Origin of the sequence: Clostridioides mangenotii TR (assembly GCF_000498755.1) — a bacterium.
GTDB lineage: Bacteria > Bacillota > Clostridia > Peptostreptococcales > Peptostreptococcaceae > Metaclostridioides > Metaclostridioides mangenotii_A.
Map to the genome: position 1 here is coordinate 12,744 of NZ_AXUS01000003.1, position 21,191 is coordinate 33,934.

Below are 21,191 nucleotides of genomic sequence, written 5' to 3' on the forward strand. Positions count from 1 at the left end.
TACTGAAATCACTTACTTTTCATACTATTGTTATATGAAATATTTTCCAAAATAATGATCGATTATAATGATATTTTTAATTTTATTTATTAATTTTGATCTTTAAATACTTCCTTTTTCATTAAAAATATTCTTCATTTACAGCATCTAAATAAAATTTTACGCTGTTGATTATTTTTGTAAGTGCATTTTTTTCAAATGGTGAATTTAAATTACCGATTTCTATTATCTCAACAAATGATTTGCTTCCACCTACCGCACACATTTTTTTGTAATCTGATAAATAATCAGACTTTCCATCTCTACTCTTTTCCCACATTTGTAAAGCACAAACTTGCGCTAAAGCATAGTCAATATAGTAAAATGGGTTTTTAAATATATGCCCCTGTTTATACCACCAACCACCTTTTTGTAAAAAATCACATGCACTATAATCCCTGTGTGGTAGATATTTTTTTTCTAAAGTCCTCCAAATGTTTTTTCTCTTTTCCTTTGATATATCTGGATTTCTGTAAACCTCGTGTTGAAATTCATCTACCAGCGCTCCGTATGGTATAAACTTAATTGCCGAAGATAGATGTGAAAACTTATACTTCTCGGTATCTTCTTTAAAAAACATATCCATCCATGGCCATGTTATAAATTCCATACTCATAGAGTGAATTTCACAGCTATCGAGCGTTGGAAAATTGATTTCCGGTGTATCAATCCATCTAGACATATAGAGTTGAAACGCATGTCCAGCTTCATGAGTAAGTACATCTATATCATCTAGTGTCGAATTAAAATTTGCAAATATAAAAGGTGCCTTATGATTTGGTATATATGTACAGTAACCACCCGCTCCTTTATTTGCTCTGGTTTCGTAGTCTATGAGTTCATTCTCTATTATATAATTAAAAAACTCATTTGTTTCATCTGAAAGTCCTTTGTACATTTTCTTTGCTGAACTGAAAATATAATCTGCATCACCTCTTGGTTTAGCATTCCCATTTGTAAACTCTATGTTCTCATCTATGTAATCCAATTTTTCCAAATTCAAACGACTTGCTTGCCTTTCGTACAGTGAATTTGCAAGTGGTACAATATCATTTAATATATGATCTCTAAATATTTTTACCATCTTTTCATTGTACTCGGTTCTCATCATTCTAAGGTATCCAAGCTCCACAAAATTGTCAAAACCAAGTTTTTTAGCCATTTTGTCTCTGACCTTTACAAGGTCGTCAAACAGATTACCGAATTCATCTTCATTTTCTTCAAAGTAATTGTAGTATTTTTTTGAAGCAGATACTCTGATTTTTCTATCTTTAGAGTACATGTATGAAGTTATACCAGATAAATTTTTTATTTGTCCATCAAATTCTATCTCAGCAGATGCAAGTAGTTTTGTATACTTTGAACAAAGCTTGTTTTCATATTGTAGCTCAGGTATTATCAGTGATGAGAATGCCTTAAGTGAATAATCGCATATTTTTAAAAACTGTTTGCCATAATCTACTTCAATCTTATCTATGTACTTTGAATTAACAATGCTTTTATAAAACATAGAATTTAATTCCTCATACATTGGGCTGTACTCATCCCAATACTGCTTTTCTTCTATGTAAAATTTATCACTTGTATTTAAACTGTATCTTATCGATACAATTGTAGACATAGATTCAATATTATTTCTAAGTCTGTTTAGTCCTTCTATATGTAATTTTTGATCTATGTAAGACTTTGATGTATCTATACAATTTACAGTATCTATAATTTTGGACTTAATGACCTTATATTCCGGTCTAGTATATTTAAATTCCGAAAATTTCATAATATCCTCCTATAACCTAATAAAAACATTTTAAATTTTATTTTTATTGCATAAATAATTATAACATATCAGAAAAATAATAATAAAAATACGATACCCCATATAAAATAAATTGGTTATTTTATAAGAAGTACCGCATTTTTAAAGCTTAAATATTTTATATGCTACATCCAATGCCCCAAGTATATCTAAACAATAAATATCCTCATCATCATTCATTTCATTTATGTTTATCCAACTTTCATACTCATCCTTCGTCCAGAAGAAATTCATTATATTTCAACAACTTGCCGCCCATTCTGAGTGTTTATCTAGGTTAATATGTAAAACCCTTAGATTAGGATTGCTGACATACTTTATCTGTTCATCCTCAACTCTAATTTTTATTTCTTGCCCAGTTACACAACACATAGAGTCGATTGTTACATTTTGATGGAATGTACAAGATGTTCCGATTGCATCTATTGCACACATTGCAAAAAATTCTCTTCCATCATCAAGAGTTACTTTATGACTTGTAGGTAAAGCTGATACAGGGTAAATAAAATTGATATTATCACCTTCAGCTACAAGTATATTTTCTTTTATAAAACTGTCTAATGTATTTTGCAAATATCCTCTATCTATGCTCAGCTTCAAACTCAAAACATTAACAACTTCATTAAGTGTGATACTACGTTTTTCTTCAATAATCATATCCATTATGGACACTCTAATAGCTCTCTGCGTATTATCTAAATTTTTATATTTTTCTACTTCGCTCATAATTCCCCCTAAGCATTATAACAAGTTGACAGTAATTCTGATACATGTGATTTATACTCTTCATACTCCTTACAATCTCTATTTCTCGGTCTAGGAATATCAATTTTTATATTACCTATTATTTCACCTTTGTTTCTAGACATAATTACAACTCTGTCGCTCATATAAACAGCTTCATCGACATCGTGTGTAACCATAACTGCAGTAATTCTGTTAGCTGACCATATTTTTTCTAGCTCTTCCTGTAAGTTTTGTCTCATCTTCAAATCGACAGCACCCAAAGGTTCGTCCATAAGAAGCACTTCAGGATTACAAGCTAAAGCTCTTATAACTGCAACTCTCTGTTTCATACCCCCTGAAAGTTGATGAGGATACATGCTTTCTTTGCCTTTTAAGTCTGACATTTCTATAAGTTCTTCTAGATTTTTTTCCCTTTCCTTCTTTGGAATCTTCTGCTGTTTCATAGGGTATAAAACATTATCCCTTACAGTCTTCCACGGAAATAAAGCGTAGTTTTGGAATATAAAAGCTCTATCAATACCTGGTTTTATAACTTTATTTCCATTTACTAAGATTTCACCACTATCAGGTTTTTGAAAACCACCTATGATAGTAAGCAACGTAGTCTTCCCACATCCAGAAGGACCAAGCAAACATATAAACTCCCCTTGATCTACTTCTAAACTTATGTCATCAAGTACTTCGATATGTTTTTTATTATTTATAAATGATTTGCTTATATTTTTTACGTCCAGCTTCATTAATCTGCAAACCTCCATTTACAAAGAGTTTTGTTCACGAATTTTAATATTAAATCTATTAAAAAACCTATTATAGCTGCCATACACATAAGGGCAACTAATAACTCAGTCCTCATCAAGGTCTGAGCTTGTACCATAGAGTAACCGAGGCCGGCACTCGTAGCTATGAATTCCGCTCATATTACAGACATCCAACCAGTACTTATTGCGAGTCTTGATCCTGTCAATATATCTGGTAGCGCTGCTGGTATTATTACATTAAAGAAAATCGACACTGGAGATGCACCCATGCTTCTTGCAGCATTGTAGTAATCTTTTGATATAGCTCTAACCCCTTGAATAGTATTTAAAATTATAGGGAATACACCTGCAAACGCGATCAAAAATATTGTAGGCCCATCTCCTATTCCAAACCATACTATTGTCAGCGGAACCCATGCCATTATGGGAACCTGTCTTACGGAGTCAATCATAGGTGATAAAACTTTCTCACTAGTCATTGAAAATCCCATAATAAGTCCTATTGGCAACCCGATTCCGAGTGCACATAAGAATCCTTTTAAAACCCTTTGAAGTGTTATCATTAGATTTTTTACTATTTCAGGATCAGTAACACAAGTTATAAAACCTTTAAAAACATCTAATGGCATCGGAAGTAGTAATGAGCTTCCTATTTCAATTGCAGCAATTTGCCATACTGTAACTATAACTACTAGAAGAATAATTCTATATAGATTCTCTATTAGACTTTTAGAATTTTTCTTTTTTCTAATAGCTATTCTTTTATCGGCAGAAATTTTACTTTCCAATTTACTATTTCCTCCATCTCTTTATTTGAAATATCCACGTTCTTATAGTTTTCTATAGCCTTTTTAAAGACTTCTCTATCTTCTAAATCATAAACAGCCTCATTGTAAAGCCTAATAAAGTTTTTATATAGGTCATTTTGTTTAAATTCCTTATTTACTACTAAAACGTAACTTTCATACTCTTTATTAGTCGCGGTAGAAAGTTTCTCTCCCTTTAAACTAAGGGATTTCATAATATCTACTACAACGCCATCCACTAAATCGCTCTCAAGACCATATCCTAGAGCTGTACCTATAAGTGGAACAATTTCTGCATCTTTATAGTACTCACTAACCAAATTGTATTGATAATCTCTCTTTTGAGTTACACCAATTCGCTTTGGTATATCAGTATCCATCAAGAATATATCCGAGTTTTTGACTACGGGAGCTACTATCTCAAAGTTTGTATCATTTTTTATATACTCCTCGGCTGCATCTTTGCAGATTATTGCCATATCCATTTCCTCTGAACTCAGAGCCCATTGTGTTGTGCTCGATCAGCAATCTGCAACAGAGTACTTATCCAATAACTTATCTATTTCCAACCCGTCAAATTCATTTTTTTCAGTCATATAGTTTATCACAAAACCAGAGGTATCATCAGATACCCCTAATTTCATTTTACCCTTTATATGTTCTTTGGTATTAAAATTAAAAAATAGCAAAATCAAACATACAAAGATTATCGTTGCTGAAATTATAATATTTTTAAATTTACTCATTAATTTCATTGCCTTTTCAATCTATTGTTTATCTAATTTTATTGCTTTAGCCTTCCAATCGTCATAACTCATATCTTTTGGAAATACAGGATCTACTTTTTCTTCTATAAATTTATCAAAGTCGTCGGCACCGCATGAATCTAATAAGCTCTTGTCAACAACCTCATCATAAGATGGAACCTTGTCCATTTTTTTGTATTCTTTGTACATCTCTAAGTTGTTTTTGTACTCTTCACCTGTAATTTTCCAAGTAAGTGTTCTACCTTCACCAACAGTCTTTTTATAAATAGTCATTAGAGCTACTTCTTCGTCCACATTGTAGTCTTCTGCAAATATTTTTGCTGCTTTAACTGGATTAGTGTATATGTACTCTATTGATTTTGTATGTGCTAGTACCAATTTTTTGGCTAGTTCTGGATGATCTTTTATAAAATTTTTATTTAGCGAGAATGAACAACAGTTGTACTGTTTACCAGTTGATTCTTCTTTGTACTGTGTCGACGCAATTATTTTACCTGTTCCTTCATACTCAGCTACTGATCCCCATGGATCACAAGATGTAAATGCTTTTATTTTGCCTGTTTTAAAAGCTAGGTATGCATCTTTGTCCGACTCCATATCTACACAGTCATACTCGCTAGACTTAGCTGGTATCCCTGCTTCTGGTCCATAATCAGTTTGCCACAAAGTATCATTATCAGGATCGCCAGCTATCTTTTCCCAATTAAATCTTTTGGCTCTTTTATATCATTCGAAACTATTAGGTACTCTGAACCCCCACTGTGATTATTCGCCGCAACTACTATAGGAGCTCCCTTTGGGATAGCTCCTGCTAATCCTCCAGTACCTATGTAACCAGCATCCATCTGACCAGCCGCCATTGCTTCTGGTACTTTTCCATTTCCTAGAGTCTTTACATTTAATCCAAGCTCCTCATAAATTCCAGCCTTAACTCCAACTGGTGCTGCTGTCATATGATCACAATTATAATACCCTACTGTTATAGCGTAATCATCGTCACCTTTTGCTTTGTCTTTCTTTGAACTACATCCTGTCAGCACTGTAGTCCCAATTACAGTAGCCAACATTAATGCCGTAACCTTTTTTGATTTACTCATCTTCAATCCTCCAAAATAAAATTAATTAACAACAACTCTCCATATTCTCTCCAAACAAATCTTCTAACTTATTTCCTTCTAATCTGTAAATTGCATATCCAATTTTTTTGTTTTTAGAACCAGATACCATAATCTCCATAACACCTTTTGAATCGATATCTTTAAATGTTATAACCTGATCATCGACTGGTGCAGCTACCGGTTCAGTAACATAATACTCATTCCCTTTAGTTGCAACGACAACAAGTCTATTGTGGTTTTCTTTATTTTTATAAATTACCGCCAAGTCTTTTTTATCGTCGCCGTTAACATCTTCTTCAGCATAAGTTATTATTTCTTTGTATTTGCAATTTTTTTTAAAGTACTTAAGCGTTTGTTTACTTACATCGGGTAAACCATCATCTTCTTTTAAGTTTTCATCCACCAACTTTGATCCCAGTATCAAACACACCAACACAACAACTGTAATAATTATTTTTTTACGCATATTTTTTAATTACCTCTTTCATTTTAGGTAATATTGCAATAATACAGAAAATTATTATTGCTATTGAACATACATATGTTATAGATTCTGGTATATTTAAAAATAACCTATTTGCCAGTTGTACTGATGCACCATCCGCTTGACTGTTTACAAAGTTTGAGTTGCCACTTAAAATTAGATTAGTTATATAACCGATGATTATAGATCCTATTGTAAGAGTTGCCGTATATATAATTACACATCTTTTCCCAATTACATTGTACATACTTATAAGTTCAGGTAGGTTTGTAGCTGCTCCTGCAATTAAGAAAGTTATCGCTACTCCAGGTGATGCTCCACTTGCTACTAATGCAGCAATAAATGGTATATGACCAACTGCACACACGTACATAATACATGCTAAAACTGTGATACTAGCCATTGAAATAAGACCTGGATTACCCAAATACTTCTGTATTATAGAACTAGGAAAAATTGTAGTAATAAACCCTGCCATGATCATACCTACTACTACGTATTTACTTATAGTAAGAGCGAGTTCGCTAAATGACCATTTCATTCCATCTAATAAATTTTCTAAAAAACCTTTTCTTTCTTCTTCTAACTCAATTGCTTCACTGTCATCATCGCTGGCAACAAAAAGTTCGTCTTTGGCAAATGTATTTCCTATAAAACAACCAACATTGGAAGTACAAATCCAGCAATGATGTATATTATCGTTATCTGTCGACCCAACAGTCCAAAACAGAGTATAACCGCTATTGGATTTATAATAGGCGTTGATGTCATAAATGCTAACATAGGTCCTAAGTAAGCCCCCGAATAGTACATACTTATTCCTATTGGAATTACTCCACAACTACAAATAGGCAAAAACATCCCTGAAATAGTACTCTTTATTAAAGAAGAGGCCTTTTTATTCCCTAAATGTTTTTGAAACTTAGCTGGGGTAATTACATTGTGTAGGATACCTGCTAATACAAAACTTATCATTAGCCAACCTGAAGATCCGTTTAACATTATAAATGCGGTCACCAGAGTATCCTTTACAGCAGTAAAGATTGTCTCTAACATATTCATTAATCTCCTATAATTAAATTTTAAATATTGCAATTTAAATAGCTTCTAAATATTTTTGTGTCCCTATTCTATATCTAAGTTCTTTTCTCTTATTTATATATAGCGGCAACTGCTCCTCTATCCAATTGCTTCTAATATTGCTTTTTCAATGCTTTTTTTGTTTAATCTATCATACTTCTTCTTTTGACCTATAATCATTGTCCCTTTTGTTATAAGTCCATATTTTTTGACGTATGAAAAATCTTTTCCTGCAGTGTACAATTTTACTTCTAATTTATCGCTGTACTTTTTACCAAGATCTTTAATAAGCCCTCCATGCTCATCGCAAGATGGTCAGGTACTTATAAATTCAATCAATACTTTTGCCATATATTCCACTCCCCAAATTCAAAATAAAAATAAAAATTATTCTTTATATATAATTTTTATTTAACTATATTCACTTTATATTTACAAAAAAAGTCGTATTTCTACGTAACAATCACCCACAGAAGACAGTCTCAATGGGTGATTTTAATCTCTACTTTGTAAAATTTATCTCTTATAATGTAATCACTTGATCTATGCCAGCATCTCCCAAACATGCATAAAGATTAGGGAAACATCCTATAGTAGCCCCATCTACTAAGTTGCCTTCAATACCTCTTTCAATTGTGCATTGATCACATCCCATTATTATCATACCTGTTTTGTTATTTATTTTGCTAAGTTTTTCACCAACTGGATTACCTTTAGATAGGAATAAGGTATTGTCCATAAAAAAGAACATACCTAAAACTTCTGCTCCGTGATTTCCTTGCTCTAGCTGTGGAATAATCATCTTGTCTAATATTTTGTGTGCATTTGTACTACTAAAAATATAAGCAACTTTCACTGCAACTACCCCCATAATTATACATTTTTTGATATTCTTTTCTTACATAATTATACATTTAACTAAGTTGCAAAGTACAATTGAAATTTACTATGTGACGAACTCTAAACATCGTAATTTTCTATTATTAAGTTTTTTTGGCGTAAATATTATCAGAATATTGAATTAATTCAAAGTTGATTTATTCCTATATATCATATATAATTACCATAAGTTAACTTTAGGTTAATAAATTAACTTATTTTTAACACTTATTAATTAAGAGGTGATATTATGGTAACATTTTTTGTGGGTATTGCACTATTGCTAGTGGGAGGATTCTTGTATGGAAAATACTGTGAAAAAGTATTCGGTCCAGATGACAGAGAAACACCTGCAATAACAGAAAGGGATGGTGTTGACTATGTTCCTATGAAAAAATGGAAAAATAGTCTTATTGAGCTATTGAATATAGCTGGTACTGGACCAATACTTGGACCTATACAGGGTATATTATTTGGACCTATCGCCTTTATATTGATTCCAATTGGTTGTGTTTTCGGTGGGGCTCTACATGATTATATGTGTGGAATGATATCTATTAGAGAAAAAGGTGCTCAGATGCCAGCTTTAGTAAATAAGTTTTTAGGCAAAAAAGTTTATGGAATTTATCAAATTTTTCTATGTTTACTTATGCTGCTAGTAGGTACGGTTTTTATATATACACCTGGAGATCTAGTTGTTTCTCAACTACTTGGTCAAAAGCCTGTTATGGGTAACCCTGTTGTTTGGATTGTGTACGGTCTTATATTCTTATACTATCTATGTGCTACACTATTCCCTATTGATAAAATAATCGGGCGTATATATCCTATATTCGGAGCTATACTGCTTTTATCTGCAGTAGGCGTTGGAGTTGGAATATTTACAAGTGGTTATCAACTTACTGAACTTAATTCGGCTAATTGGCTTGGAATTCATCCAGATGGCATTCCTCTAGTACCGACATTCTTTGTAACAATAGCTTGTGGTATCGTATCAGGATTCCACTCTACTCAAGCCACTCTTATAGCAAGATCTGTATCAAGTGAAAGAGAAGGTAGAGGTACCTTCTACAATACTATGATTTTAGAAGGTTTAATAGCTATGATATGGGCTGCTGCTGCAATGGGGATTTATGCAAAAGGAATTGACAGTTCATTTATAGGAACGGCTTCAGTAATCGGAATTGTTGCTAGAGATTTACTTGGATCAATAGGTGGAGTAATCGCAATAATAGGCGTTATAGTTCTTCCTATAACATCAGGAGATACAGCTCTTAGATCTCTTAGATTGATACTTGCTGAACACTTTAACATCGATCAAAAAATTAAAAGAAATAGAGTTGTGCTTACTATTGGAATATTCATTCCAGTAATTGCAATACTTATTTTTGCTAAATCTAGTGAAAAAGGATTCAATATACTGTGGCGTTACTTCTCGTGGAGCAATCAGACTATTGCTGTCTTCGCATTTGCTATGATAACAGTTTACCTAATTGTTAAAAATAAAACTACCTTATGTCATTAATACCAGGTATGTTCTACGCATATGTAATATTCAGCTATATCTTGAATGCACAGATCGGTTTCAATTTAAGTATAAATATTGCATATATTATATCTGCTCCTTTAACTCTTCTGTATGCCTACTTTACAGTTAAATACGGAAAAAACTTAAAGAAAAATAGTCTAGAAATAACTGGATAGTTAAATTTCTAAAAATTATTGGGGTCGAGATAATATAATCATATTATCTTAAAAAAAGAATGACAAAAAGTCGGAAGTCAATTAGTATAATACGATATCCAAAATAATTTGGCATTGTTGATATACTAATCAACTTCCGGCTTATTTTATTGCCTACGTTACATTTCGTTTTATTTTCACGTTACATCTTGTTTTATTATCTACACTACGTTTTGTTTTATTGAAATGCTACATTTTGCTATATTGTCACGCTACAACTTATTTTATTATTACGATACATCTTATTTTACTGCCTTTTATTAATCTATCGCCTTTACACTACTTCTTTCAATAATTGAAGGATACTGGACTCTAGCAATTTTATCTCCAGGATTTTTATTTATAGCTTCTACCAAATAATCTGCAGCATTTTTCACTACTGCTTCTCTTTTATCATCAATTGTAGTAAGCTCAGATTTAAAGTAATCTATCAACTCAATATTATTATATGTAATTATCGATATATCATCTGGAACTCTTATATTATGGCTCAGTTTAAGTTCTTGATTTATTGAAATTGCTGGTATATCTTGTTGTATGAAAATCGCGGAATACTTTTTTATTTCCTCAATATTTCGACTTACAAATTCAACCTGAGATTCAAAATCCATACTGTTTTCCATTATATGTGGCTCTAAATTAGCATCTTCCATAGCTTTTAAATATCCTGATGTTCTGCCAATATACATGTCGCTAGTTTTATCAGTCGATGTTATAGTAAGTATTTTAGTATGTGATTTTTTTATTAAGTGCTGTGTTGATATATATCCACCGTATTCATTGTCATCCCAAAAATAGTTATTTTTTTCTTCTAAATAATACTTAGGTTTAAAGAACATATACGCATGTGGAAAGTCGTTTTTATTAAGAAATTCATATTCCTTTTCTGTTAAATCCTTTGATACTATCAATAAGGCATCGACCATCTGCCCATTTACAAGCTTGTATATATTACTCTCCCCAGAAATATTATTATTTGGTTGAATAATAAAGTCGTATTTAGTTGATTCAATCGATCTTATTGAGCTCTCCATTGCATCACTAAAAAATCTTCTCATATCTCTATCATTGAAGTTATTAGAAAAAACTACACCAATTGTATTAGTGCTCTTCTTAACTAAATTTCTAGCATTTACATTAAAATGAAATCCTAATCTATCTGCTTCTTCCTCTACTCTTCGCTTGGTTTCTTCCGATACATTAGGACAAGAGTTTAAGCACCTTGACACAGTTGAGTAACTAATTCCAAGGTTTTTAGCAATATCTTTTATAGTTACCATTTATCTCATCCTTTATATTTATTTCTTACTTACCTTAAAATAATAGTTAATATTTAAATCAAAGTCAATACTATTTTGAAACGTTTCCACAATTTAATGAATAAACAGTACTTTTTTACACATAATAATTGCGACTAATATTTTAGGAGGTAATTTTATGAATGAAAATTTAAATTGTTCAGCTACAAGTTGTGTTTATAACTCTAGCCAATTATGTTATGCTGGAAATATCAAAGTTGATGGTAGACAAGCAAATTCTACTGGCGAAACTTACTGTGCATCATTTGAAGATAAAGGTCATTCTGGAATGACTAACAGTGTTGACAATGCTAAACAAGTATGTCCAAATGATATTCACTGTGAAGCAACTAAATGTAAGTATAATGACCAAGAACTTTGTAAGGCTGAAAATGTCCATATAAATGCTAACAATGCTAGTTGTGAGACATTTGCTGCTAAATAAGTAGTCTAAAAATTAAGACAGGCGCAATAGACATTAAAAATGAAAAAATTATAAATGCCGACTAACACAGCTTGGACCAAAGGCTGTAACTGTAGTCGGCGTTTATAATTTTTTCCAATTTCATTTGTTTTCCATCTACTGCGCTTGTCTTAATTTTGTGCTGGAGATAAAAACAATATCAAGGTAATATTTTAAAATTTTAAGTGGCAACTAAAAAGAGATCCTTTTAAATCGATCTCCTTTTAATTTTATACTCCTAACAACTCTTTTTTTAGTATTAAATACGTCTTTCTTATAGATCTCAGTTATTTTACATAAGTGCAATTGTTGAAGAGTAGTGCTTTATAAACTATCAGAGATGAATTGCATAGTTCTTCTAAAATCGATTAAACCATATCCTTGAGAATCGTTAGGATATTCATATAGTTCATTTCTTGTTGCGCCTATCATTAAATATGTTTTTAAAACTTGAGAATATAATAATAATTTTGGATATCTACTTTGTATACTTAAAAACTCCATTATCAGTGCTAACATGCCTGATGTAACAGAACTGCTAATACCAGTTCCTGTACCTGATCTATAGCTATCATTACCGTAAGTTGATACAATATTAACACCAGGAGCTACAAAATCAGGTTTCACAGAAACTCCTTTTGTTGGGCCCTTTGATGAACCAACCCATATGCTATCATATCTATTGTCATAAGAACCAACAGTAATTATATTCTCGCCAGTTCCAAGAAAGGTTATAGTTGAAAAAGAACTGGTATCTATAAATCCATCATTAGCGCCTAAAAGATTGTTGTTTGGTAAATAAACATGGTATTCTCCATTTAGGAATACATCCGGTCTAACTCTAAGGGTCCACGCTCCAGGTTTCATATTTCTAAGGTTTATCTCAAGAAATTCAGATCCTGTAGGTAACCAAGGATAAAAGTATCTAACCCTGTATGTTGTATTTTCTAAATTAAATATTCCTATGTATTCATAGTAATCAGGAGCATAATATGCTGTATAACTGACTTCTCCTGACGGCGAAATTATTGTTGCATTTATTCTATCTAAGTCACTCCCCTCGAGGAAAATATCTAAATTTTGACCATCCCCGAATTCAATAATAATATCATTTACATCCATCTGATTTCTAAATCTACCAGCATAATGTATATAAGTATTTCTTTGATTTCCTGCACCACTTACTACAACAACTCCTGGATATTCTAATTCAGTAAATGTATTTAAGGCTGTTATAAATCCCAGTGAAGATCTCTGTCCAACAGTTAAATTTATTATAAGAGACTTTTCTTCCCTAAGTGCAACGCTTATAACATATGAAAATGCAGCTAAAAAATCAGTTGTTGTATAATTTCGCTTTTCTACATAATATCGTCCTGGATATGATCTTAATTTTACAACAATTAAATCAGATCCTTCTGATACTCCTTTGTAGTTAGAGTTTACCCTTCCGCTACCCACAGTAATTCCAGCAGCAATTGTACCCGTTCCTACATCATCTCTACTTAAACTACCGTCATTTCTTGCTATAGCAGCATTTAATTCTTCTCTTGAATATTCGCTTCCAAACAAATATCCTTCCGGTGGAGGATTTATGCTGCCTTCTTGATCCCATAACTTTATTATTTTACTTGATCCATCTTCTCTAATTAAATCAGGATGTAAATAATTGACTCCTGAATCTATTATCGCAATAAGGACTCCTCTTCCTGTAATATTATTATAAATATTATTATAAATATAATTCGCTCCAGAAACACTTCTTGCTCCATCTCCTAATTCGACAAAGTTAGTTAAATCTATCAAGGAGCTCATTGGATCAGATTCATTGTACCAAGAGATCTCATATATACTTCTTAATATATTTGAGTTGAAATCTAATGGCGTATATAGGACAGCAAGCCTTTCATTCAATATAATAAAGTTATTTAAACCTCTATCTCTAAGAGCGGATGCTAAGTGTAAACCTTCACCTTCTTGGAACACTATATAAAATGATTTTTCCATATTTACCTCCTATCTAAAAAAATCAAACATTCTTCTCACGTTTAAAACTCCGTACCCATAACTATAATTTGGATAAACTATATTTACAGCACGTTCAGCACCCAATTTTATAAATGTCTTAAAATTAGATAGATAAGCTTGATTGTAGTAGTTGCCATCTACAAGTGTATACTGAAAATATAATGCTGCCGCCCCTGAAACATGTGCTGCCGATGCTCCTGTTCCTGTTATAGTGGCATAAGTATTTCCAGGAAATGGTGCAATAATATTTACACCTGGAGCAATGATATCTGGTTTTGCCCAATTTTGAATAGTAGGACCTCTTGATGAACTATTCCACAAGCTCCTGTTTAATGAATTATAGGAACCCGAGGTTACAATCTCTTCTCTAATTGCAGGGAAATTTATAGTATAAGATGGGTCGGGATTCCTAAATCTTGTTCCACTATTTATAAATATTCTATTTGGCAAGTATATATTATATCTTCCATTAATTATATTAATTCCAGTGAGTCTTATTGTCCAAATACCACGTACTACATTTCGTAAATATATTTGTATAAATTGTTGACCTGACACGGTTGTAGGATATCTCGAGGTTATATTATAAGAAGTACCTTCTAAATCAAGTAATCCACTTACTTCAAGATAATTAGAGTACGCGCTTATCCTCCTAGTACTTTCACCTGATGGAGAAACTAATTCCATATCTACTAAATCTGGCCTTTGTACCCACAGGTCTATTGTTAGTTCTTCTTCATCTTCATTAATCTCTAACTCCACATTAACTATCTCTCCATTAAATTGTAGTCTTCCAGTAGTATGTGTTTGTGTATCTCCCTCATCTCCAGCTCCAGCAACCTCACAATATCCTCTTTCGTAATATCTCGTTGTATTTACGTTTGTAAGCCCTAAAAGATTATTACTTCCATAAGATATATTTATAACTATAGGTCTACTTAGTTGTCGGGCTTTACCATATGCATATTCTGTTGAAGCATACAACATTGCATTATTATAGTATCCTTCTAACGTACCAAGTTTGACAATAATCAAATCGGCTTCATATGCAACTCCTGCATATTCAGGATTTATATTTCCCATACCAGCACATATACCGCTTATCATCGTTCCTCTTCCTATTTCATCTTGAGATAGACTTGAGTCATTGTTCTGAATAGCTATATTAATATCTTCCCTTGTATACTCTGTTCCAAAATAAAATCCTTCTGGTGGATTACCTTCTTTAGTTTGATCCCATAAATATAGTATTTTAGATGTTCCATCAGGATATATAAAGTCGGGATGTAAATAATCAATACCGCTATCTGCAACTGCTATTATTACGCCTCTACCAGTTATTGATATATTAGGGTTGTTTTTAAAGTAGTTAACCCCTATTTCTTCAGTTGCTACTATACCATCTGTAATCCCTTGACTAACTTGAGATAGTGGAGCCATTCTAATAGTTCTTTCAATATTAACTACTGATCGCAATGCTAATATATCTTCTAACCCTTGAGAATACGTTTCTTCACTTAAGCGCAGAACTCCTAAATTATTAGTTAATCTCAAGAAATCGTACGGATAGCCCGCTGCTTCAAACTCATTAAAAAAATTAGGTGTAAATATTACATTTATATCATAAATAACATTATTATTTCCGTCTAATCTATAATCGTTACTATCTTTAATCATAATAACCACTCCTTATTTTATTGTAGTTATTTAATATTTAGTCTTTTATACTAAATCTATTATCATTATATTTTATGTTTATATAGTATATTCACTAAATGAAGAAAACATAGCAGTAACAAGAAATCAGGAAAATGTTTACAATTAATAACCTAAATGCGGAGGGGTTTATGATCATCTTTAGATTTATATGTGATAATTCAGTATAAACAAGTGATATTCCTCTTAGCACAGAATAGTATCCGATTCTATATCTAAGCTTATCTATTACCTTTTAAATCAGGTTGCCTTAATGGACCTAGATCGTTTGCAAATTATATTGAATATGAAATTGTGATAACAACAACTTGTATTCTCTTAATAAATATAATTATTTATAAATGAAAAAAAGAGCCTATGTATTAATTTACATGGCTCTTTTTCACTTCATCTAACTAAAACATAATTAAAAACATCAAGCATATCATTATATTTTATTTTTCTATTGAAACAGTAATATAAGCAATAATCTATATTTTACTAGATGAATTTAATATGTATTAATCTGATGCACCTTTATATTAAATTAAGTGAAAAACACTATTTAATAGCATCTTCATAAACATTATTAGTATTCTCTTCCATTTGCTGTAATCTAGTCTTAATACTATTTAATTCAGATTTAGCTTTTTCTGATTCTGATTTATACTGGTCCCTCTCGGCATTTGCTCTACTTACTTCAATAGCCTTTTCATTAATCTCTTTTACCTTCTCATTTATCTCATTAATTTTCTGTTGTATCTCATTTTGTTTATCTGACAATTGCTGTTTTAAACTTTTAATCTCTTGATTTGATGACTGATTCGCCTGTTTCAGTGAGCTTAATTCATTTTCTAATTGTTGTTTTTGAGATACTAGTGTTGACTTTTCTGATATCAGTTGTTCTTTATTTTTTTGTAATTCACTCGCTTTATTTTCTAGCATAATATTATCAGTTTTACTTCGCTTTAAACGACCAGCTAGATCATTTACTCTGTTTTCAGTATTAGTTATAATCGAATTCCAATCTATTGAAGATTGAAATGCCAAAACTGTTCCTCCAGAGAAGACAATAGCGGATACTAAAAGACTTATACCTAATTTACCAAATTTTTTCATATTCATAATCACCTACCCTCATATATATACACCATTGTTTACTTATTACTTCTTAATTACGAAACAGTAATTATTTATATATTTCTATATAGTTATTTTTTATAAACTTAATTACATTCTATGTAAACTACATTGATTAGATTCCTTTTTCATCGAATATATCCATACTATTAACTTCCTGGTTTTAGTAGGTCAATGAAGGTTATTTTAAGCATAAAAAACCGTTCTCCATGGACTACTTTTTTATAATTTTGAAGATTCATTGCAGCTTTTCTGGTAAAAGTTATCATTTCAACAGTGAGTGCAAAGGTTTAAAGAGCGTAAACTCTATTGAACAATAGTACTTGTATTATGCACAGGGAAAAGGTTCTGTGGATTGAAAAATAAATAATATATAAATTTAGGGTTGAACTTCTCCCCTTCTTTTTACATTCTTATATTAATTTTATTTTTTCCAACCACTCTAAAACTTCTTTATATGTCTCTTTAAAGTAATTGCCTACAAACTTAGTTACGATGAAAACAATTTTCATTACTATAAACACTTATTCAACATAAATATCATATTATATATCAGTGGACAAGAATATAATCCACTAAAGTTTTTAGTTTTGCATTTAAGTATCCTGTTTGTGAATTGAGATACTATTTAATTTTCAAAACTTATATTTTCTATCAATAATAACAAAGTAAATTTTTAATTCATTCCTATAAATGTTTTAGGAAAATAACAGTAAGGTATCATGCCATCTTAATAAACTTAAATAAGATGGCATGTTTTTTAGAATTCCTTTAAATTAATTTTCTATCTTTTAAGTATTTAACCAATAACTCGTATGACTTTTTAAAATCCTTGCCAACCTATTTGGCTACAATTTTCTAATATACTAAGACCTTCATTTGCTACATAAAAATAGCACACAAGTTTTCTAAATACCCATGTGCCATTATCTATTAACCTAATGTTTATTTATTTCTAATAAAAGTTTTTATAAATAAAAATACTGACATTAATAACCCTATAATTACAATTGGCATATACTTTAAACCTGTTTCTAAAACTGTTCCGTCATCCTTTATTACAACTCCAAATTTTACTGCAAGAATTCCAATAAATAAAGAAATTATAAAAAGCAGTATTGATAAATAATATTTTTTCATAGTATATCTCCTAACATTAATAAGTTAATTTAAATCTAGTAAATTCATTTTGTCTAATTCTTTATTTCTCACTATATCTTTACGACCTAAATAATATATCACTAATAGAACTATTGATGGTATATTAATCATTATAAATGTAAGGCTAAGGCTAAATATATCTATAAAGCTAAAATTGATAATTGAGATAGTCATAAATGCAAGTACAATAGATCCTATAAAAGTAATTAAAGGAAATATCAGTCCTAAATATTTATTTGATTTAGATGATAGTATACTTTGAAAATAAGCAACTCCAAATATTAAAATGATACCTAAAATAATAGTCATAATTTAAACCTCCTGTTTAGTTTTTTTATACTCTTTTATTAAAAATTTTGCAGTTCCATAATCGATTTTATCTTCTAATGCAAGATTTTTAATTATTGCTACATATGGCTCTGCTCGATATCTTGACTTAAATTAATTTTTTGTATTAATTTATCTAATCTTAGTCGAACAGTTGGATAGCTAACATCATAAATTTTTGCAACCTCTTTTAATGATCCTGATGAAGTTACGAATATTTTTATAAAATTTATATCTTCATCATCAAGATTTTCTAACCATTCTGGGAAATTTCTCACATAAATACCCCCTTTTTAATTCATTTATAAAATCTATAGAGTTACTATATCTAGTAATTTTACTATAAGTAAAGTTATAAGAAAGTATTATAAAAACCAATAATTTTGGAACTATAACCATATAAAAAACTTCCTAAAATCTTATTGATTCTATTAATATATTTATAGTACACTTTAATATTATTAAAGTCAATATTAATTTTATTAAACATTTTATTTATTTCAGTTTAAATAAAGTTAAAATAATGTATTTTTTTTATAAAACTTTTTATTTTCACTAAGAATAAAAAGACTACTTAGTATATTCCTCGTGTTGTTATTGCCTTATATTGTTGTTCCTGATTTAATTAGTCGATTTTGCATATGTTTCAACTTTATATCTTGATTTTATTTTATGAACTGTCTTAAAACTACCAAAACTATATATAACCTTGATTGTCTATACTTCAGGCTTTTTATACTTACCTCTTTTACTTAATTTATTGCATAAAAAAACTCCTATATAAGAGTTCTTAGTAATCAAATATGTAAATGTTATACTTTAATTTGAATTTGTTATTCTTCATTCTTTATGAATAAACAAGCCAATAGAGAAACTATCCAAGCATTAGTAATAAATGAACTCATAGTAATTCCTAACATTACAAATACAAACGCAATATCAATATTTTTTCTAGTAAAATATTGTTGTATCATTTTTATATAAGTCAATTTCTCCGTCTCCTTTAGATATATTATCTTTGTATCATCTATTATAATACCAATAAATTCCTAATAAGAAAAGACCTAGAATAAATCTAAGTCTTTCTTCCGCTATATATAATCAAAGGAGGAAAACAGCCAGCATGTTGTAGGATCCGAACCTACATTTCCATTACTTGCATAATGAGTTAGGCACCACCCTCACCCCATTTAATATATATTCTCGTTAAATATAGAAATCCCTTCTTATGTAAGTAAATTTACCTACAATAACTTTAAATAACAGTTGCTATATAAATTAATCTCTTAACTCCCCATATTACTGGCTAGACAAATCTCATGGAATATTTTTCCACAATACTATTATCTCATAGCTAGTAAAAACAGGCATTAACATGAAATTGATTATATAAATATAAATCTAAAATGTTATTATTCTACGTGTTTTAAATGTGTAACAGTTAGTTCATAATTATAACCATTATATACTTTTATAACCTCTTCTCTCTCAATACTAAATTTATCATTGTCTCCAGAAATAATTGTAGCTACATTATCTTTGTACTCAGACTTATTTAGATTTATATCTATCCCAATATCATTTATATTACCGTATAAATAAAACACAGGTTTATTATCTTTTATAAATACTATTTGTGACATCTCTGTGCCTTCAGTTTCAGTTATATTTCTCCATTCGTAACCAACTTTTTTATATATGACTTCTCTTGGTGTTTCTGGTGCGAATATAAATGCCTTATCCCATTTAAATGGCGTTATTTCTGACAAACTGGCTTCTTGGACTTTATCATCAATTTCATATAACGCCATCGATAATAATCCAAAGGTTTCATCTACTTTTTGTAAGTCACTTAAATCAAATTTTGTTAAATCACTAGTTTTTTTAACTACATTCCATTTATTATTTTTCTTTTCTAGTTGAAGGTTTATTTTAGATATACATTCTCCATTCTTACCTGGCTGTGTAACTATTACATTTTCGCCAGATTTATTTTTATAATTATGTTGAGTAATTTGCTTATGCGTATGGCCTGCAACTATAGCATCTATTCCTTCTACCTGAAGTGCTAAATCTTGTATTCTATTACCTGGATTTCTTGGTTTCTTAGGTTTTTCACCTGAATGAACAACTGCTACTATAATATCTGCCTTATCCTCTTTCATTTTACCAACCCATTTGTTAGCATCTTTTACCAGATCATTCATATATAATTTGCCCTCATATTCTGGCTGATCTTTTAATTCTCTAGACTTATTTTTTACTAATTTCCCATCTCGTGTTCCATCATCTACTCTAGATTGTTTTTCACCAACTTCTTTTATAGTAAGGCCTAAAATACCTAATTTTACTATTCCACTTGATGTTGCAATATCTTTAATTATATAAGGATCAGTATAACTCTCACCATTTTTTTTATATGTATTTGCTGATAACACTTTTATACCTTGTTTTTCAAAGTCAGAAATCATATTATCTAAATAAAACTTATTATTAGACACAAACTCATGATTTCCAAGTACTACTGCATCATACCCAACTTTTTTCATATCTTTTGCAATAGGTACTTCTATATATGTATCAGGCTTTTCTTGCCTTTTATCAAAATATTTCCACATATCTCCGGCATCAAAATCAAAAAAGTCACCAGCATCAACCAATGTTACACTTTTATCTTTTTTAAACTCATTCTTTACATATGAAGATAGCTTGTAAGGTATCTCCCCATGTAAATCAGTAGTGGCCAATATGTTTATTTCTTCCTTGTCAGTACTACAACCTGTTATTAGGAAAATAGATAATACTACTAAACATGTCATTAATATTTTTTTCATTACTT

Annotated in this window: 24 protein-coding genes; 2 read left to right on the plus strand and 22 right to left on the minus strand. The window is 30.5% G+C overall.

What is annotated here, in order from left to right; all coding sequences use genetic code 11:
• Positions 1 to 121 precede the first annotated feature (121 nt).
• The 12 genes from T473_RS0101940 to saoD all read right to left on the minus strand — a co-directional run bounded on the left by T473_RS0101940 (position 122) and on the right by saoD (position 8,474).
• A complete protein-coding gene (locus T473_RS0101940) occupies positions 122 to 1,816 on the minus strand; it encodes a M3 family oligoendopeptidase (RefSeq protein WP_024620391.1) in 1,695 nt (564 codons plus the stop codon).
• Between the two features lie 141 nt (positions 1,817 to 1,957).
• Complete coding sequence (saoL, locus tag T473_RS0101950) at positions 1,958 to 2,581, minus strand: MerB-like organometallic lyase SaoL (protein ID WP_242825830.1); 624 nt, start codon at positions 2,579 to 2,581, stop codon at positions 1,958 to 1,960.
• Between the two features lie 8 nt (positions 2,582 to 2,589).
• Complete coding sequence (gene saoA, locus T473_RS0101955) at positions 2,590 to 3,342, minus strand: ABC transporter ATP-binding protein SaoA (protein ID WP_029791438.1); 753 nt, start codon at positions 3,340 to 3,342, stop codon at positions 2,590 to 2,592.
• A complete protein-coding gene (gene saoP, locus T473_RS0101960) occupies positions 3,342 to 4,151 on the minus strand; it encodes an ABC transporter permease subunit SaoP (protein ID WP_242825831.1) in 810 nt (269 codons plus the stop codon). Before saoP ends, saoA begins: the two co-directional genes overlap by 1 nt.
• Positions 4,118 to 4,924, minus strand: coding sequence for an ABC transporter substrate-binding (seleno)protein SaoB (gene saoB / locus T473_RS0101965; protein ID WP_416361142.1), 807 nt, complete (start codon positions 4,922 to 4,924; stop codon positions 4,118 to 4,120). Before saoB ends, saoP begins: the two co-directional genes overlap by 34 nt.
• A gap of 12 nt (positions 4,925 to 4,936) precedes the next feature.
• Complete coding sequence (gene saoX / locus T473_RS15940) at positions 4,937 to 5,602, minus strand: ABC transporter substrate-binding subunit SaoX (RefSeq protein WP_278246343.1); 666 nt, start codon at positions 5,600 to 5,602, stop codon at positions 4,937 to 4,939.
• Between the two features lie 23 nt (positions 5,603 to 5,625).
• Entirely contained in the window at positions 5,626 to 6,033 is a 408-nt protein-coding gene (locus T473_RS19365; protein ID WP_278246344.1) for an ABC transporter substrate-binding protein, read from the minus strand.
• 25 nt (positions 6,034 to 6,058) lie between these two features.
• Positions 6,059 to 6,520 carry a Cys-Cys-COOH (seleno)protein SaoC gene (gene saoC / locus T473_RS0101980; protein WP_024620396.1) on the minus strand — a complete coding sequence of 154 codons (462 nt, stop codon included), beginning with the start codon at positions 6,518 to 6,520 and terminating at the stop codon, positions 6,059 to 6,061.
• Positions 6,513 to 7,079 (minus strand): permease, encoded by a 567-nt coding sequence (locus tag T473_RS19525; protein ID WP_330369329.1) that lies wholly within the window; start codon positions 7,077 to 7,079, stop codon positions 6,513 to 6,515. Before T473_RS19525 ends, saoC begins: the two co-directional genes overlap by 8 nt.
• A 107-nt stretch (positions 7,080 to 7,186) precedes the next feature.
• The gene (locus T473_RS19530) at positions 7,187 to 7,594 is read right to left on the minus strand and encodes a permease (RefSeq protein ID WP_330369330.1); all 408 of its coding nucleotides are present in this window, start codon (positions 7,592 to 7,594) and stop codon (positions 7,187 to 7,189) included.
• A 123-nt stretch (positions 7,595 to 7,717) separates the two neighbouring features.
• Positions 7,718 to 7,969 carry a thioredoxin-like (seleno)protein SaoT gene (saoT, locus tag T473_RS0101990; RefSeq protein WP_242825833.1) on the minus strand — a complete coding sequence of 84 codons (252 nt, stop codon included), beginning with the start codon at positions 7,967 to 7,969 and terminating at the stop codon, positions 7,718 to 7,720.
• A 172-nt stretch (positions 7,970 to 8,141) separates the two neighbouring features.
• A complete protein-coding gene (saoD, locus tag T473_RS0101995; RefSeq protein WP_024620398.1) occupies positions 8,142 to 8,474 on the minus strand; it encodes a DsrE-related protein SaoD in 333 nt (110 codons plus the stop codon).
• A gap of 273 nt (positions 8,475 to 8,747) precedes the next feature.
• Here saoD and T473_RS15950 point away from each other — a divergent pair, with 273 nt between their 5' ends.
• Positions 8,748 to 10,022, plus strand: coding sequence for a carbon starvation CstA family protein (locus tag T473_RS15950; protein ID WP_330369331.1), 1,275 nt, complete (start codon positions 8,748 to 8,750; stop codon positions 10,020 to 10,022).
• Between the two features lie 478 nt (positions 10,023 to 10,500).
• Here T473_RS15950 and T473_RS0102005 read toward each other — a convergent pair whose 3' ends face one another.
• Positions 10,501 to 11,520: a LacI family DNA-binding transcriptional regulator gene (locus T473_RS0102005; protein ID WP_024620399.1), complete on the minus strand. Its 1,020-nt coding sequence runs from the start codon at positions 11,518 to 11,520 to the stop codon at positions 10,501 to 10,503.
• A 157-nt stretch (positions 11,521 to 11,677) separates the two neighbouring features.
• Here T473_RS0102005 and T473_RS0102010 point away from each other — a divergent pair, with 157 nt between their 5' ends.
• Positions 11,678 to 11,983 carry a DUF1540 domain-containing protein gene (locus tag T473_RS0102010; RefSeq protein WP_024620400.1) on the plus strand — a complete coding sequence of 102 codons (306 nt, stop codon included), beginning with the start codon at positions 11,678 to 11,680 and terminating at the stop codon, positions 11,981 to 11,983.
• 342 nt (positions 11,984 to 12,325) lie between these two features.
• Here the strand turns inward: T473_RS0102010 and cspC are convergent, their stop codons facing one another.
• From cspC to T473_RS15960, 9 genes are all read right to left on the minus strand, one after another.
• A complete protein-coding gene (cspC, locus tag T473_RS0102015; protein WP_024620401.1) occupies positions 12,326 to 14,008 on the minus strand; it encodes a bile acid germinant receptor pseudoprotease CspC in 1,683 nt (560 codons plus the stop codon).
• Between the two features lie 9 nt (positions 14,009 to 14,017).
• On the minus strand, positions 14,018 to 15,706 hold the full coding sequence (locus T473_RS0102020) for a S8 family peptidase (protein ID WP_024620402.1): 1,689 nt from the start codon (positions 15,704 to 15,706) through the stop codon (positions 14,018 to 14,020).
• A 579-nt stretch (positions 15,707 to 16,285) separates the two neighbouring features.
• The gene (locus T473_RS0102025; protein WP_024620403.1) at positions 16,286 to 16,849 is read right to left on the minus strand and encodes a hypothetical protein; all 564 of its coding nucleotides are present in this window, start codon (positions 16,847 to 16,849) and stop codon (positions 16,286 to 16,288) included.
• Between the two features lie 838 nt (positions 16,850 to 17,687).
• Positions 17,688 to 17,813: a phage holin family protein gene (locus tag T473_RS19945; RefSeq protein ID WP_077173557.1), complete on the minus strand. Its 126-nt coding sequence runs from the start codon at positions 17,811 to 17,813 to the stop codon at positions 17,688 to 17,690.
• Positions 17,810 to 18,004 (minus strand): hypothetical protein, encoded by a 195-nt coding sequence (locus tag T473_RS0102030; RefSeq protein WP_024620404.1) that lies wholly within the window; start codon positions 18,002 to 18,004, stop codon positions 17,810 to 17,812. Before T473_RS0102030 ends, T473_RS19945 begins: the two co-directional genes overlap by 4 nt.
• Positions 18,005 to 18,028: 24 nt before the next feature.
• Positions 18,029 to 18,334 carry a hypothetical protein gene (locus T473_RS0102035; protein WP_024620405.1) on the minus strand — a complete coding sequence of 102 codons (306 nt, stop codon included), beginning with the start codon at positions 18,332 to 18,334 and terminating at the stop codon, positions 18,029 to 18,031.
• Positions 18,335 to 18,432: 98 nt separating this feature from the next.
• Positions 18,433 to 18,630 carry a DUF2089 family protein gene (locus T473_RS15955; protein ID WP_330369332.1) on the minus strand — a complete coding sequence of 66 codons (198 nt, stop codon included), beginning with the start codon at positions 18,628 to 18,630 and terminating at the stop codon, positions 18,433 to 18,435.
• Positions 18,631 to 19,185: 555 nt separating this feature from the next.
• On the minus strand, positions 19,186 to 19,341 hold the full coding sequence (locus T473_RS18765; protein ID WP_162531328.1) for a hypothetical protein: 156 nt from the start codon (positions 19,339 to 19,341) through the stop codon (positions 19,186 to 19,188).
• A 423-nt stretch (positions 19,342 to 19,764) separates the two neighbouring features.
• A complete protein-coding gene (locus tag T473_RS15960) occupies positions 19,765 to 21,186 on the minus strand; it encodes a metallophosphoesterase (protein ID WP_024620406.1) in 1,422 nt (473 codons plus the stop codon).
• Positions 21,187 to 21,191: the final 5 nt, after the last annotated feature.

Coding starts and splice junctions, on each gene's coding strand:
- T473_RS0101940 (WP_024620391.1), bottom strand. CDS start 1,816: ATGAAATTTTCGGAATTTAAATATACTAGACCGGAATATAAGGTCATT.
- saoA (WP_029791438.1), bottom strand. CDS start 3,342: ATGAAGCTGGACGTAAAAAATATAAGCAAATCATTTATAAATAATAAA.
- T473_RS19365 (WP_278246344.1), bottom strand. CDS start 6,033: ATGAGTAAATCAAAAAAGGTTACGGCATTAATGTTGGCTACTGTAATT.
- saoC (WP_024620396.1), bottom strand. CDS start 6,520: ATGCGTAAAAAAATAATTATTACAGTTGTTGTGTTGGTGTGTTTGATA.
- T473_RS19525 (WP_330369329.1), bottom strand. CDS start 7,079: ATGAAATGGTCATTTAGCGAACTCGCTCTTACTATAAGTAAATACGTA.
- T473_RS19530 (WP_330369330.1), bottom strand. CDS start 7,594: ATGTTAGAGACAATCTTTACTGCTGTAAAGGATACTCTGGTGACCGCA.
- T473_RS15950 (WP_330369331.1), top strand. CDS start 8,748: ATGGTAACATTTTTTGTGGGTATTGCACTATTGCTAGTGGGAGGATTC.
- T473_RS0102005 (WP_024620399.1), bottom strand. CDS start 11,520: ATGGTAACTATAAAAGATATTGCTAAAAACCTTGGAATTAGTTACTCA.
- T473_RS0102010 (WP_024620400.1), top strand. CDS start 11,678: ATGAATGAAAATTTAAATTGTTCAGCTACAAGTTGTGTTTATAACTCT.
- cspC (WP_024620401.1), bottom strand. CDS start 14,008: ATGGAAAAATCATTTTATATAGTGTTCCAAGAAGGTGAAGGTTTACAC.
- T473_RS0102020 (WP_024620402.1), bottom strand. CDS start 15,706: ATGATTAAAGATAGTAACGATTATAGATTAGACGGAAATAATAATGTT.
- T473_RS0102025 (WP_024620403.1), bottom strand. CDS start 16,849: ATGAATATGAAAAAATTTGGTAAATTAGGTATAAGTCTTTTAGTATCC.
- T473_RS0102030 (WP_024620404.1), bottom strand. CDS start 18,004: ATGAAAAAATATTATTTATCAATACTGCTTTTTATAATTTCTTTATTT.
- T473_RS0102035 (WP_024620405.1), bottom strand. CDS start 18,334: ATGACTATTATTTTAGGTATCATTTTAATATTTGGAGTTGCTTATTTT.
- T473_RS15960 (WP_024620406.1), bottom strand. CDS start 21,186: ATGAAAAAAATATTAATGACATGTTTAGTAGTATTATCTATTTTCCTA.